The organism is Kitasatospora sp. NBC_01246 (assembly GCF_036226505.1).
In the GTDB taxonomy this organism is placed as follows: Bacteria; Actinomycetota; Actinomycetes; order Streptomycetales; family Streptomycetaceae; genus Kitasatospora.
In genome coordinates this window covers 1,693,364-1,707,942 of sequence record NZ_CP108484.1, presented here as the reverse complement: position 1 = coordinate 1,707,942, position 14,579 = coordinate 1,693,364, and the positions used below count along the sequence as shown (strand labels likewise).

Here is a 14,579-nt window from a genome sequence, read left to right as displayed (position 1 = left end):
CTAGACCCGGCCCGGCCGGGCGGCGGCCCGGTGGTGGCCACCGGACCGGCAGGCCCGCCGGACCGTCACCGTGCTCCGGCGCACCCCGGCCTCCGGGTGGCGCGGGACCTCCCCGCACGGGCTGCCGCGGTCGGGCGGCCGGCTCCGGCGGGCGCCGGACGCGGCCGGTAACGCCCGCCGGGCGGACGGCGCCACGGTGACCGCGCCGGCCAGCGTGGCCAGCCGGCGCTCCAGCTGCCGGGCGACGCCGGCGTCCCCGAGCCGCTCGTACAGGCAGTGCGCGGACCGCAGGTGCGAGGCGGCCTCCACCGGACGGTCGGCGTCCAGCAGGAAGTCGGCGTAGTGGCGCTCCGCCACCGCCTCCAGATGGACGGCGCCGGCGGCGCGACAGCGTTCCATGGTCTCCCGCCAGGCCCGTCCGGCCTCGGCCGGGCGGCGGAGCTGCTGGAGCGCGTGCGCCTCGTTGACCATGGCGGACAGGTGGTACGTCGCCTGCGGGTGCTCCGCGAGCAGCGCCCGGGCCTCCCGGGCCCGGCGCAGGGCCTGCCCGGCGTCCCCGGCGAAGCCGTGCAGGGCGGCGGTGTTGCTGAACGCGAAGGGCGCGTGCTCCGCGAGGCCGTGCGCGCCGGCCAGGGCGATCGCCCGCTCGCCCAGCCGGACGGCCTCGGCGTGCTCGCCGCGGGCCGCGCTGGCCACCGCCAGCACGGTGAGGGCGTGCACATGGACGTCGCCCCCGGCGTCCGCGGTGCGGGTGACCGCTCGCAGGGCCAGCCGGTGGGCCTCCTCGGCCCGCCCGAGGCCGCTCAGCGCGCGGGCCGTCGAGGCCTCCATCGAGGCGACGGCGGCCGGATCGCCGGTCAGCACGGCCGACTCCAGCCCCGCGCGCAGGCAGGCCAGCCGGTCCGTCCGGCGGCCGGCGCCGTAGTAGAGGCAGTTGGCCAGGTAGGCCAGCCGCCAGGCGCGCCGGTGGTCGCCGAGGTCGGCCGCCGAGGTGACCAGGCCGCGGATGGTGGGTTCCTCGGCGCGGAACCAGTCCAGCGCGGCGCGCACGTCGGGCAGCCGCGGCCGGGCCGGACCGGGCAGCGGCGGCGGACCGAACGGGTCGAGGCCGGGCTGGAGCAGCCCCGCGCCGTGCGCGGCGGCCGCCAGGAAGTGGTCCACCAGTGCCAGGGTGGCGCCGGCGCGCTCGGACGCCGGCCGCTCGTCGAGGAGTTCGGCGCCGTAGAGGCGGATCAGGTCGTGCCGGCGGTAGCGGCCCGGGGTGTCCTCGGTGAGCAGGTGGTGGGCGGCCAGCGAGCCGAGTGCCCGCCGGGCCTCGGCGGTGTCGGTGGCCAGCAGGGCGGCGGCCGCGTGGGCGTCGGTCTCCGGGCCCGGGTGCGCGGCGAGCAGGGCGAGCAGGTGGACGGCGGTGGCCGAGAGCCGGCGGACCGTCAGGCCCAGCGCGCTGCGCACGCTGATCGCGCCCTGGGTGTCCAGGGTCTGCAGGCGGGTGCGCTCGTCGGCGAGTTCGGGCACGAGGTCGGCGATCGCCCAGCCCGGCTGGGCGGCCAGCCGGGCCGCGGCGATCCGCAGCGCGAGCGGCAGGCGGTCGCAGAGCTCGGCGACCTTGGCCGAGGACTCCGGCTCGGCCCGGACCCGGGCCGGGGTCAGCAGGTGCTCCAGCAGGCCCAGCGCGTCCTCGGCCGGCAGCGCGCCGAGCCGCAGCAGGGCGGCCCCCTCGGTGACCACCACGTCCTCCAGGGAGCTGCGGCTGGTGATCACGGTGGCGCAGTCGGGCCCGGCCGGCAGCAGGTCCGCGAGGTCCTCGGCGTCACCGGCGTTGTCCAGGACGACCAGCAGCCGGCGCCGGCCGGTCAGCGCCCGGTAGAGCGCGGCCCGGGCGTAGCGGTCCTCCGGCAGCTCGCGCTCCTCGACGCCGAGAGCGCGGAGGAACCTGCCCAGCACCTCGACCGGGCCGGTGCGGTGGCCCGGGCCGAAGCCGTTCAGGTCGGCGAAGAGCAGGCCGTCGGGGAAGGCGTCGGCCGCGGCGTGCGCCCACTGGACCACGGTCGCGGTCTTGCCCGCGCCGGCCGGCCCGGTCACGACGGCGAGGCTGCCGCCGCCGTGCGGTCCGGCGCACTCGGCGTCCAGCCAGCGCTGTTCGGCCGCGCGGCCGACGAACCGTGCTGCCGCGCGGGGGAGCTGGTTCACGGTCGGGCGGGGGGCCGGCGGGTCGACCGGGTCGACCGGCACGGGCGGCGAGGTGGGGGCAGCGGGTGCGGCAGGGGTCGGGTCCGGGTCGGCGGTGAGCATGTCGTCCACGGCCGACTGCAGGGCGCGGCCCGGCGCGAGGCCCAGCTCCTCGGCGAGCCGGCGCCGGGTGCGGTGGTAGGCGGTGAGCGCGTCGGCGAAGCGGCCCGCCTGGTGGAGGCAGCGGACCAGCAGGGCGGCCAGCGGCTCGTGGAGGCCGTCGGCCTCGGCGGCGCGGTCGAGGTCGGTGACGGCGTCGGCGCCCCGGCCGAGCCGCAGCAGGCGCTCGGCCCAGCACTCCAGCGCGCGGGTGCGGCGCCGGTCGAGCCGGTCGGCGACGGCGTGCCGCAGACCGGTCTCGGGCAAGTTGGCCAGGGCCGTGCCGCCGTGCCAGAGGTCCAGGGCCTCGCGCAGCAGCTTGACGGCGGCCTCGTCGCCCCCGGGGGCGCACTCCCCGGCGGCCAGCGCGGTGAGCCGCTCGAAGAGCAGCGCGTCCACCAGCTCGGCCGGGCCGTCGAGGCGGTAGCCGGGTGCGCGGGTCAGCAGGGTGAAGGGGGAGTCGGCGATCTGCTTGCGCAGCGCGGCGATGTGCCCCTGTACGGCGGCCCGGGCCCGGGCGGGCGGGGCCTCGCCCCAGAGCAGCTCGAAGAGCCGCTCGACCGGGACGGTGCGGCCGAGTTCGAGCGCCAGCAGGGCCAGGACGGCGCACCGCTTGGGGCCGGCCGGTTCGACGGCGCGACCGTCGGCGGCCCGCAGTTCCACCGGCCCCAGCAGTCGAATGAACACGGATCCCCCCAGGTAGAAGCGGATCGTCTCAGCTTTCCGTCCACATCTCGGCCGCAGTCTAGCCACGCCCGACGAGCGGTCCGGGCCGTCCGGCGGACGGCGGTACGTCGGCGAAGCATCCCGGCTCCGGCCGCCGCCGGCCGTCACCGGCGGCTCGAACGGCGCTCCGGCGCCCGGCGTACGACCGCCGTTCGTGAGGAGTTCACTGACGGGCGATCAGGTGGTTGCGGGCGCCGGCGGCCTCCGGGGAGGCCGGGTGGACAGGTCTACCTGACGCGCTCGTGCCATGTCCACGGCCGGTGGGGCGGGCCGTCGGGCGTCGGCGGGGTCCGCAGGCTCCGGGCGTAGCGGCTGGTCGGGGCCGGGTACGGCGGCCCGAGTGGGCGGTCAGGCCGCTGGTGGCGGGGTGCCGCCCGGGCCGGCCGCCGGTCGGCAGGCGTCCGGCAGGGGAGTGGCCGGGCATACCAGGTATGCACGTCGGGGCACGCTCTTCTGCCCGAACGGGCGGGTCTTTCGGGCAGCTCCGGCGAGGAGCGGGCGTTCTGGGGCAGGTGGGAGGGGCAGCCGGGGGCGGCGGGGGGAGCGGGCGTTCGGGGGCAGGCGGGGGTGGCGGCCGCTGTCGGGTCGGCCGGTGAGCGGCCGGAGGCGGCGTTGGTGTGCCGGTCGGCGGGTCGGGGCGGCGAGGTGTGGATCGGCCGCCGGTGGGCTCACCAGCCGGTGGGTCGGCCCGCCCGCCACAGCTCGTCGCCGATCAGCGCGGCCAGCTCGCGGACCGCCCGGCGGGTACGGTGGCCGAGTCGACCCGGCTCGGACTCCGCGGCAGCGGCGAGGTGCTCGTCGAACGGCACCTCCACCACGCCCCGGCAGCGGGTGCCGAAGTACGCCCGCAGATCCGACGGGTGGACCGGGCGCCCGGCGCCGGGGACCGCCGAGATCGCGGTGACGGAGCGTTCGGCCAGCTCCCCGTACCCGTGGGCGTGCAGCAGGTCGAGGGTCGCGGTGGCACGGCCCGCGCCGTCCACGCTCGGCGTGGTGACGAGGACCAGCTGGTCGGCCAGGTCGAGCACGCCGCGCATCGGGCCGTCGAGCAGCCCCGCGCCCGCGTCGGTCAGCGTGAGCGGGTACCGCTCGGCGAGCGCCGCCAGGACGGCGCGGTAGTCGCCCTCGTCGAGCGGCCGGCCCACCGCGGGGTACGCCGGGCCGGCCAGGACGGCCAGCCCGCTCGGGGTCGGGGAGAGGTACGGCCGGGGGTCGACGGCCGCCGGGCCGCCGCCGCGCAGCGCCGCCGCGAGCTCGGTGATGCCGACCCGGGCCGGCGGACCGGCCGGCCGGACCGGCGAGTTCGGGTACGGCGCCCCCGCGTCGACCGCGGCCACCGGCTCGCCGCGTTCGGTGGCGAGCATCGCTCCCAGGGCACGCACCAGCGAGGTCTTGCCGACGTTGCCGGTGGCGCTGATCACGGCGATCCGGCAACTGCCGTGCAGCGGCGAGCGGATGAGCCGCAACTGCTCGCGGCCACGGCGCTCCCCGGTGCGCAGCACGTCCAGCACGCTGCGGCGCTGCTCCGGGAGGGGGCGCGGGGCGGGCGGGGGCAGGCTGGGCCGCGGGGGAGCGAACCGCGGCACGGGCGGGGGCACCGTGGGTCGCGGGGGAGCGAACCGCGCTGCGGGCGGCGGGAGCGTGGGCCGCGGCGCGGGGTGTGCGACGGGCAGCGGGGCCGGCGACGCGGTGGCGGGGCAGGGGGCGGGGGCGAGCCGCGGCAGCAGGACGGTGCCGAAGGCGTCGAGCGCCGCCGCCGGTGCGGGGCGGTACGCGGTGTCGGGGCCGGCGGTCATTGTTCTCCTCCTGGCGCGGGCTGCGGTCACACGGTCCACTCCGCTCTACGGATCGCCGACGCGCCGCAGTTCAGCGGCCTGTCCGGGCTTCCCGGCGGCTCCCGGATCCACCTCAGGGCGGTGAACCGGAGCCCGCCGTGCCGCCGTAGACGACAGGGGGGCCGTGCGGCCGCCGGCCCAGGGCGACACGTCCTGCGGGACCCGAAGGAGAGCAGTGATGAAGTACGTTCGAGCGGCCCTGGTGACCGGAAGCGCCGTCGCGGCCCTCGCCGCCGCGGGTTCGGGGACGGCGATGGCCTGGCAGCCGGCCGACGCCTCGCTGAGCGTCGGTTGCCGCACCGACGCGGCCCACGTCGAGCTGGTCCTGGGCAACAACTACCGCGCCGCCGGGGAGTACACGCTGACCCGGGTCGGCAGCGACGAGAAGTACCACGGCACGGTGGCCGCCCACGGGTCGGTGAAGGTCACCGTCGGCTACACCGGTCAGGGGGACACCTGGCGCTACCGCCTGGCCGACACCCAGGTGGAGAAGCGGATCGCGGACGTGCCGCTCTGCGTCACGCCGACGCCGACCACCACGCCCACGCCCACGCCGACGGCCACGCCCACCACCCCCGCGCCGACCACCCCGGCTCCCAGCACGACCCCGAGCCGCACGGCCACGCCCACGCCGACGGGCTCGATGACGCCGACCCCGAGCCGGACGCCCAGCGGGTCGGCGAGCCCGACGCCCAGCGGGACGCCGAGCCGGCCGGTCACGCCGCCGCCCAGCACCAAGCCGTCCGACCGTCCGACGCCCACGGCGTCCCAGTCGTCCTCGTCCGTTGTCTCCCCGAGCCCCTCGGCCTCGCCGTCCGTCACGGCGGTGCCCGTCGGTACGGACCTCGCGCACACCGGTGGCGGCGGCGGTTCGGCGCTGATCGCGGGCGTCGGCGGCGGCGCCCTGCTGCTCGGCGGCGGCGTCCTGGTCGCGGCCCGGCTCCAGCACCGCCGACGCACCGCCTGAGGGCCGGTCGGCCGCGGCGGCCCTGAACCCCCGGGCGTCGCGGTCGCGCCCCGGGGTGAAGCCGCGGACGCCCGGCGCTGTCCGGTGGGCCCCCGGCCTCGTCCGGTGGACGTGCGGGGGCCCGGCCTCGTGCGGTGAACCACCGGCGTCCGGCGAGCCGTCGAGCGAGGTGCGGGGTCGGCCGGTCCCGCACCCACCGACCTGGGGAGGACACCCGTGCTGCGGATGGACGGAGCATGGCGGATCACGGTGATCGGCAAGGACGCCGCCTTCGACCAGCGGGCGGTGGTGCGCACCCCGTACGGCGCGGTGGTGCTGCCGGGCCGGGTGGGGGCGTCGCTGGAGGTCCCGGCGCAGGAGTGGGAGCTGCACCTGGAGCACTACGCCCCCGGCCTCGGGTGGCGGCCCAACGTCCGGGTGCTGCCCGGGCCGTTGCAGGCGTCGGACGGCGGCCGGCGGTCCCGGGTGGTGCGGAGCAAGGACGTGGACTGGGTCGACGGCGACCCGACCGAGCGCAACTTCACGCTGCGGCTGGTCTGCCTGGACGCGGGGGCGCCGCAGGAGGAGCCGGCTTCGGCGCCGATCCCGGCGGCGACCCCGGTGGTCCGCACCTCCGCGGACCCCTATCCGGGCACGCCCACGCTCGCAGGGACCGACCGGGTGGGGTACCGGACCGCGAGTGAGGACGGGCGCGGCAGCGGGCAGGGCAGCGAGCGGGGTGGCGGGCACGGGGTCGAGCAGGGCCGTGGGCACGGCGCCGGGCACGGCGTCGGGCAGGAGGGCGTCGGCACGGCGTCGGCCGGGTGGGGGCGCGGTCCGGCGGCTCCTTCCGGGCGGGGTGCGGATCAGGCGGCTGCCGGCGGGGAGCCCGCCGTGGCGTACGACCCGTGGCAGTCGCTCCCGCCCGTGCCGGAAGGCTGGGAGCGCGTCCCGGTTCCGCTGTCCGAGCTCGGCCCCGGGGAGGTCCCCGCGATCCGCCGGAAGAGCGGTCAGGGGCAGGTGCTGGGGCAGGTGCTGGGGCAGGCGGCGACCCGGGCCGTGCCGGCCCGTTGGCGGGCGGACGAGAAGGCGTCGGTCGAACCGGTTGCCCTCCAGGAGGTGTTGGCGGGGCGCGAGCCCGTCAGCGGGGCGACCGGTCCGCAGAAGGCGATGCGCAACCTGGGGCCGGGGCAGCCCGCCGAGCGGGCGGTCCCGGTGGAGCGGGCGGTGCCTGCCGAGCGCGCGGTCCCGGTGGAGCGGGCGGTGCCTGCCGAGCGCGCGGTTCCGGTGGAGCGGGCGGTGCCTGCCGTGTGGGAGTCGTCGGCGGAGTGGGAGGCGCCCGCGGTGTGGGACGCCGAGGTGGCGGAGCCGGTTCGGCCGGGGATGCCCGCCGGGTACGAGGCCGCCCGGGGAGCGGTGTGGCGCGGTGAGACGGGCCGGCCGGCGGCCCAGCAGGCCTCCCCGGCGGTGCCGCTCGGGCACGAGGCCGTGCGGGGCGTACCGACCGGGAGCCGGGGCGGGGCGGCCACCACCCCCCGGTGGACCACGCAGGCCGGCCCGGCCGACCACGGCGTGCACGCCGAGCGGGCTGCCGAGGTCTCCGGGCAGGAGGCGGTCGCCGGTGAGGCCGGCACCGGGCGGCCGCGGCCGCCCCGGCCGTGGTGAACTCCGCACGCGGCTGAGCACGACCCGGGGTGACCGTGGACGGTCCCGCCGGTCCGCCGTGGGGGCGGACCGGCGGGACCCGGTGCGGGGGGACCCCGGAGGCCTGTCGGCGGGTCAGATCGGTCGAACAGCAGGCTCGGTGGCGTTCCAATGTGCCTCAGGGTGGTCGAAGGCGCGCTGGTAGTCGGGGCCGGCGATCGGGAGGCCGGCGAGGAACTCCTCCGGCAGGCCGAAGGCGTCCACCAGCTGTCGGCCCCGGTCCGCCAGTCGGCCGATGACCTGTTCGATCAGGTCGGGGAGCAGTCGCACGTAATGATCCGTCAGGAGCCCCTCGCTCAGCAGAGGACCGCTCTCCGTGCTGACCCGGCGCAGCGCGAAGAGCCGGTACAGGTCGAGCAGCAGGCTGCGGGCCCGCGGCTCGGTGGCCTGCTCGGCGAGGGCCAGCAGGGCGGCGCCGGCGGAGCGTTCGGCGTGGGCGGTGACGGCGGCCAGCGCGGCGGGTGAGGCGGTGTTCCAGCGGCGCAGGCCGTCCCCGGACGGCGCCTGCCGCAGCAGGACGCGGGCGCGGCTCAGGTGCAGGTGCTCCGCCGCGTGCAGCAGGGACTGGAGCACGGCCGGGTCGTCGGGGCCGCCTTCGGGGACGGCCCCGGGCGGCGCGGACTCGGCCAGCAGGAGTTCGGCGCCGGCCTTGGCCCAGAGCGCGAGGTTGTCGCCCTCGGCGGTGATGGTGCCCTCGATGTCCATGGCGAGCGGGGAGATCCCGTTGACCGGGAGCAGTCCCTGGGCGCCACAGCGTTCGCGGCACTCGATGATCAGGTTGCGGGCCTGCCAGGTGGTCCAGCCCTTGGTGACGGCGGCCAGCCGCTCGGCAGCGGCGATCTCGCCCGGGTCGGTGTCGTCCCGGCCGGTCCAGCGCTCGACCGCGGCCCGGTGCAGGGCGGTCATCGCGTAGGTGGTGGCGGCCGCCTCCAGCAGCGGGCCGTGGTGGCTGCGGTGGGCCCAGACCGGGATGCGGCGGTCCGCGCGGGCCCCGGTCACCTCGCGGTGGTGGGCGTAGCGGACGGCCACGGTCAGCACCGCGCGGGCGCAGCCGACCGCCGCCGCGCTCATGCAGAGCTTGCCGGCGGTGACCCGGCCGATGCTGGTGAGGAACCGTTTCCGCCTGCTGCCGAGGGAGCTGGTGAACCCGGCGTCGGGCCCGAGTCGGCCGTGTTCGCCGGTCAGCAGCGCCTCGTGGGGCAGGACGACCTCGTCGAAGGAGGTCAGGCAGTGGTCGACCGGGTTGCCGGGGCGCTGCGGCAGCGGGCGGACGGTGACGCCGGGCAGCGGGCCGACCTCGTCGGTGAGCGGGGTGAGGAAGAGGAAGATCCCGTGGTCCCGGCCGTCGACCAGGAGGCGGGCGGCGACCACGGCGGACTTCGGCCCGCCGGCCGGGCCGGTGTTCGGCATGAACTTCTGCGCACCCGCGTCGGGCGTGTGCAGGGTGAAGGTGCGGTCGGTGCGGTCGTAGACGGCGGTGGTCCGCAGCGCGATGGCGTCGTTGCCGTGGCCGAGCTCGGTGCAGAGGAAGGTGCCGATCCGTTCCATCGCGAGGTACGGGTCCAACGGCCGCTTCTCGTGCGGGTCGTGGTCGAGCAGGCTGCCGAGGAAGAGGTTGTAGTGGATGCCGGCGACGACGACCAGCGCGCCGTCCAGCGGGCCCAGCCATTCGTGCAGCGCGGCCAGCGCGCGCGGGTCGGTGGCCAGTGCGGTGGCGTCGGTCATCCGGTTGACCTGCCGTAACCGCCGGTAGCTGGCGGCGATCCGGTCCGCGGTGGCGGCGCCGGGGTCGGTCCGCATCCGGGGGTCGGCGAGCAACCGCCGCCACGGGCCGTGGACCCGCTCGTGGTCGGGGCCGTAGAGCAGCCGGGTGAGCTCGGCAGTGGTGGCAGTGGCAGTGGTGGCAGTGGCAGTGGTGACGGTGACGCTGGTGGTAACGGTGACGGCGGTGGAAGCGGCGACGGCGACCGGTGCAGGGGAGTCCGGTGCCCGGGTGGCGCTTCGGTCGTCCGTGGTGACGGTGCGACTGCCGGGAATGGTTGTCATGCGGTGATGAATGGGCGAACAGGGTCCGGGGAAACGGCTTTGTGATCAAGATCACCGAAAGCGGCGGGTCGCCTCCGCGGGCGGCCCGCCGCTCTTCCGTCACCCGGTGGGCTACTTGTCGATGTGGAAGGACTCGCCGTAGACCTTCCAGCTCAGCGGGGTGTGCAGGTCGAGGTTCCCGGCCTGGAGGAAGAGGCGCTGGGCGGTGTCGACGCGGGAGGTGTCGGAGTGGGCCGCCTCGGTGCGCATGGCGGCGGCGCGGGCGTCCAGGAACGCGGCGAGGTAGGCCTTCTCGTCGCCGCCCTGCGCCGGGGGCTTGGCCTTCTTGAGCGCCGCCGCGCGGATCCCGCCGAAGCTGTCCGCGCTGTTGCCCGGGCCGTGCATCACGATGGCGTCGTAGTAGGCGAGTTGGCCGAGCGCGTGCAGTCCGTCGGACTTGGCCTGGGTGACGGCCGGGGTGAAGTAGACGCGGTCGCGCTCGTCCTCCTGGGCCTTGCGGAAGACCGGGTCCTGGGCCGCCTTCTTCCAGTCCGAGGTGAAGTCGGGGTCGAGGCCGCTGTGCGAGGCGGAGCCGTCCAGCTTCTCCAGCGCGGGGAGGTACTTGGCCAGGACGTTGTCGGCCTTCAACTCGCGGTAGTGGCGGACCAGTTCGACCATGTCGCCGGTGCCGGAGCAGAAGCCGACGATGCCCGCGGTGTAGCCGCGGCCGTCCTTGATGTCCTCGATGTAGGCGAACTGCGCCTTCCAGTCGAGGGAGGAGTTCTCGGCGCTGGAGACGAACTGCTGGGCGATGTCCTTGAGATGCGGGTCGGTGAGGTCGCCGGCCCCGGTCGTGGTGGGCTTGCCGGACGGCGGGCCGGAGGCGGAGCCGGATGGCGAACCACTGGGCGTGATCGGTGACTTGGCCGTGGGCAGGGTGGTGCGGTGGGGGCGCCCGTGGTTCGCCGGGGCGGGGTCGGCGACCGTCGTGGTGGGCGAGCCGCTCGGGGTGGGGCTCGGGGACGCCGCGGCGGCCGGGAGCACGGGGAGGGCGCCGGCCAACAGGAGGGCGGTCAGGGCGAGGGGCAGCGGGGTGGGCCGGATCGGCATGGAGGCTCCGGGGTCGGGCGGCCGGATCGGCCGCGGGAACGGCGGGCGAGCGGGTTCGCTTGGTGAACGGCCGCCGTCCGACGGCGGGTTCACGCACCCTCGGGACCAGGCAGAAGCTCGACCCCCGGGGTGAGGTGGAAGCGCTCGGGGTCCTCGATCCGCCGGCGCTCGGCTGGGCTCAGCCGGTCCCTGCGGTCCAGCCACGACTGGAGGCGGGTCAGGGCGCTGCGGTCCCGTTCGTCCGGGTCGGCGCCGGCGGCTCCGGTGTACTCGCGCAGCAGGACGCGGGCGGGGCGGCGGCCGGACGGCTCGGCGGCGTACCCGGGGTCCTCGGCGTGCTCGTTGTCCTCCGCGTTCTCGGTGTCATCGGAGGGCAGGACGGCCACCACGGTGAAGGACGTGCCCGGGGCGAAGGTCACCCGCAGCTCCTCGGTGCCCGAGCCGAAGGCCGAGGTGCGCCGCCCGGTGGCCGACCAGATGACGAACTCGACCGCCGCGCCGGGGATTTCGACGGCGCTGGCGGTCAGGCCGGTGACCGGGGCGGGCTCCGTCACCACCTGTCCGACCGCGTAGTGGGCGAGCAGGGCCGCCGGATCCGGGCCGGGCGGGGCACAGAGCAGCACGGCGCCGTGGTGGCTCGGGAAGCGGCGCAGCCCGGAGCCGAGGCAGCGGAGGAAGGGCGCGAGGATCGGGTCGCGGGAGCGGGCGGCCGCGATCAACTCCGCCCGTTCTGCGGGGATTCCGGTGTCGCCGTGGTGCAGCAGGACGGCGGCGAGATCGGGCTTGATGTCGTCCTTGGAGGTCGACCGCAGCCTCGGCAACCGGGTGGTGACCTGGTCGATCCGGCCGGAGCAGCGGTGGTAGTGCTCGCCGAGCAGCGTCCGGACGGCGTCCCGGTCGTCGGTGCCGCTGACCGCAACGGGGACGGGGAAGTCCTCCGGGCGGAGGTGACGGGCGCGCGGCGGGGCCGATGCCCGTGCCGGGCCGCCGTCCGGTTCCACCCTGGTGAACTCGTCGGTGAGCTCTTGGGGGTCTTCGACCGGCTCCGGGTCGAGTGACTCCGGACCGACCGGCTCCAAAGGGCGCCTGTCCGGTGGTTCGTCCGGCTCGCTGTGCGGGTCCGCGACGGTGGGGTCGCCGTGCGGGTCCGCGATGGTGGGGTCGCCGTGCGGGTCCGCGATGGTGGGGTCGCCGTGCGGTTCGACGTCGGCCGCGTCCAGCCGGGCGAAGTCCGTGCGCTCGTACGGGGGTTCGGAGGCGGTGTCCACCCGGTGGGCGTACGAGGCGGTGACCGGGGCGGTGACGGGGTCGGTGGCCGGGTCGGTCCGGGGAGCGCTCTCCGCAGGGTTCCGCTCCTCGGTCGCCGCCGCCGAAGGCCCGCCGGCGGTGGCCCGGGCGGTACCGAGGGGGTCGGTCCCGCGCGGCGCCGCGCCCACCGGCGGGGGGAGGCCGGGGCCACCACTGGTGGTGGTCGGTACGGCGAACGCCGAGGGCCCGGCCGGCGGACCGGACAGCGCCGCGGCCCGGGGCGGCGCCACGGCGGCCGGGACGGGCTGTGGCGCGGCCTCCGCGGCGGCAGGAACGGGGCGTGGTGAGGCCGCCACGGCGGCCGGCGCGGGCTGTGGCGCGGCCTCCACGGCCGTCGGGCGGGCCGCGGGGAGGCCACCGATCCCGTACGACACCGCCGCCACGCCCGGCACGGAACCGGCGGGCTGCTCCGGTCCGAGCCAGTCCAGGTCGTGCATCCGGGCGATGAACCGGGCGATCCGTTCGGTGGACGGCTCCAGCAGCCCGTGCACCAGCAGCCCGAACCCGTCCGAGCCGGAGGACGGCAGGCGGTCGAGCAGGCTGCCCAGCTCCTCGAAGACGTCGGCCTCGACGGGCCGGTCCCGCTCACCGACGATCAGCAGCGGGCGGGCCGCCTCGGGCCGGCGGAAGCGCGGGGTGAGGACGTGCGGAGGCTCCGGCCGGAGCCAGAGGCCGGCCGGGACGGCCTCCAACGCCCAGTAGGGGAACGCCTCGAAGACACCAGGCCCGTCGGTCCGCCAGGAGGCGCCCCCGTTGCGCCAGGCGGCGGGGGCGGTGCCCTGGCCGGGCGCGGCGGCGAGCCGCAGCAGGTACGGCTCCCAGCGGGCCCGGCCGTGGGTGTCGAGGATGCGCGAGGTGGGGCCGCCCGGGCCGAGCACCGGGAGGCCGATCGCGGCGCTGACCGGGCGGGCCAGCCGGGCCGACAGCGCCCCGGTCAGGGCGGCGAGTTCGTCCGGGGCCGCCCAGGGCGCGCTGACCAGCAGCCGCGAGGTGTCCACCGGCAGGCCGACCACGGCCTCCGCGAAGTCCTCGGGCAGCAGGACGGGCCGTGCCGGGGTGCCGACGACCAGCACCACGGTGCCGGGCGGCGCGGCGGCCAGCCCGAGGCCGGGCATCGGGCCGGGGGGCGGGGCGGACGGGTGGGTGAGCCAGAAACCGGCGGGCAGCCGCAGCACGTGCACGGCCGGGGGGCGGCGGGCGGCGGTGGCGCTCTCGACCGGCAGGTGCCCGGCCGGGCCGGCGGGTACGACCGCGACGGCGGTGGAGGGCGGCTCGACCGGCGCGGTGGCGCCGATCGTCTCCCGCACCCGGCGCGGTGCGCTGCCGGGTGCGCAGTGCCACCAGGAGGCGGCCTCGCCGGCGCCGTCGGGCGCGGTGACCTTGAGGTTGCCGTCCGGGGTGATTTCCACCAGGCCGTCCGGCGCGATCACCGGCAGGCCGGCCCGGTCGGCGACCACCTCGGCCGGGCGGCGGCCGTTGGGGGCGAGCGCGGCGAGGCCGGAGGCGGCCAGTACCAGCGTGGCGGCGCCGCGCGAGCGGGCGATCACGCCGAGGTCGGCCATCCGGTCCCGCAGGACGGCGGCCGAGTCGGGTGCGGCGGCGACCACGACGATGCTGTCGGGCACCGGGCGCAGGGTGGCGACCGCCGCCGACAGTTCGTCGTCCCCGGCGGTGGAGGGGGCGATGACGAAGTGTGGGCCGACGGGGCGCAGCTCGGACCGGAGGGCGAGCGCGGCCCCGGCCGGAGCGGCGGCCACCGCCGGCACCGGGGAGGCGTTTACCGGGCCGCCCCCGGCGGGCAGCGCGGCGGCCCCGCCACGCCGGCGGCCGAACCGGCGGCGGGGCGCGGCCGGGTCACCGGAGGGCAGGCCGAGGCGGGAGAGACTCATCGTCGGGGAATACGGGCGCCGCCCGGCCACCGGTTCAGTGACCGGCCCGGACCGGGCGAGACCGTGGGCCCGTAGGACCTCGTGGGCACTGCCCAGGCGCGACAGGCCGTGGAGGGGGCGCAGCGGAGAGTCCCCGGCGGCTGGAACGCGGCTGTGCACGCGCCCGGACGGCCGAACCCGCCATCCGGGCGCACCGCGCGATGCCCCGGGGGGGGAGCCGCTGGAACCGAAGCCGCACGGCGCGGACGGCAGCGTGGTCACGGCCTTGGCGACGGTCGGGGAGACGACCCTGGTACGGCAGGACGGCACGACCTAGCCCGACCCGGTCGACGGGACGAGCCGGTTCGCCGCCGAGCTCCGACTGCGTGCGCGTACCTACGCCGCCCGCAGGCGGGTAGGTGCCAACGGTGGAGGAGTCGCCGGGAGGCGAGGACGTCGTCACCGGCAGCACCCGGCAGTGGGACCGCCTTCGCCTGGCGGTGCCGCGCGGGAGCACGCCCACCGCACCACCGAGGGGGCAACCGGGGCCTGGTCCGGTCAGGCCCGGACGCGGTGCGGACCTGTTGGACACCATCGCTGACGACAGCCGCTCGGCGCTCAACGGCCCGGCCGGGCCGTGCTCCACCGACGACCGGTGAACCGCACGGCCCGGCCGGGCCGTAGGTACCGAGTGGAAGCGCCGGTGGCCCTGTCGGCCGGGCGGTTCCG

7 protein-coding genes are annotated in these 14,579 nt (G+C 77.5%); 2 read left to right on the top strand and 5 right to left on the bottom strand.

Features of this window, described 5'->3' with window-relative positions:
• Complete coding sequence (locus tag OG618_RS07310) at positions 1-3,015, bottom strand: AfsR/SARP family transcriptional regulator (RefSeq protein ID WP_329486439.1); 3,015 nt, start codon at positions 3,013-3,015, stop codon at positions 1-3.
• Between the two features lie 707 nt (positions 3,016-3,722).
• Entirely contained in the window at positions 3,723-4,850 is a 1,128-nt protein-coding gene (locus OG618_RS07305; protein WP_329486438.1) for a MinD/ParA family ATP-binding protein, read from the bottom strand.
• Between the two features lie 217 nt (positions 4,851-5,067).
• Between OG618_RS07305 and OG618_RS07300 the strand changes: the two genes are divergently transcribed.
• Positions 5,068-5,856: a hypothetical protein gene (locus tag OG618_RS07300; protein WP_329486436.1), complete on the top strand. Its 789-nt coding sequence runs from the start codon at positions 5,068-5,070 to the stop codon at positions 5,854-5,856.
• Between the two features lie 216 nt (positions 5,857-6,072).
• Entirely contained in the window at positions 6,073-7,500 is a 1,428-nt protein-coding gene (locus OG618_RS07295; protein ID WP_329486434.1) for a hypothetical protein, read from the top strand.
• A 114-nt stretch (positions 7,501-7,614) separates the two neighbouring features.
• Here OG618_RS07295 and OG618_RS07290 read toward each other — a convergent pair whose 3' ends face one another.
• The 3 genes from OG618_RS07290 to OG618_RS07280 form a co-directional block, all read right to left on the bottom strand.
• Entirely contained in the window at positions 7,615-9,585 is a 1,971-nt protein-coding gene (locus tag OG618_RS07290) for an acyl-CoA dehydrogenase family protein (RefSeq protein ID WP_329486432.1), read from the bottom strand.
• Between the two features lie 111 nt (positions 9,586-9,696).
• Positions 9,697-10,674: a chitosanase gene (locus OG618_RS07285; RefSeq protein WP_329486430.1), complete on the bottom strand. Its 978-nt coding sequence runs from the start codon at positions 10,672-10,674 to the stop codon at positions 9,697-9,699.
• Positions 10,675-10,763: 89 nt separating this feature from the next.
• Complete coding sequence (locus OG618_RS07280; RefSeq protein WP_329486429.1) at positions 10,764-13,871, bottom strand: hypothetical protein; 3,108 nt, start codon at positions 13,869-13,871, stop codon at positions 10,764-10,766.
• Between the last annotated feature and the right edge of the window lie 708 nt (positions 13,872-14,579).

Bases quoted from the DNA above. Each gene is read 5' to 3' on its own strand.
- OG618_RS07305 (WP_329486438.1), bottom strand. From the start codon at position 4,850: ATGACCGCCGGCCCCGACACCGCGTACCGCCCCGCACCGGCGGCGGCG.
- OG618_RS07300 (WP_329486436.1), top strand. From the start codon at position 5,068: ATGAAGTACGTTCGAGCGGCCCTGGTGACCGGAAGCGCCGTCGCGGCC.
- OG618_RS07290 (WP_329486432.1), bottom strand. From the start codon at position 9,585: ATGACAACCATTCCCGGCAGTCGCACCGTCACCACGGACGACCGAAGC.
- OG618_RS07285 (WP_329486430.1), bottom strand. From the start codon at position 10,674: ATGCCGATCCGGCCCACCCCGCTGCCCCTCGCCCTGACCGCCCTCCTG.
- OG618_RS07280 (WP_329486429.1), bottom strand. From the start codon at position 13,871: ATGAGTCTCTCCCGCCTCGGCCTGCCCTCCGGTGACCCGGCCGCGCCC.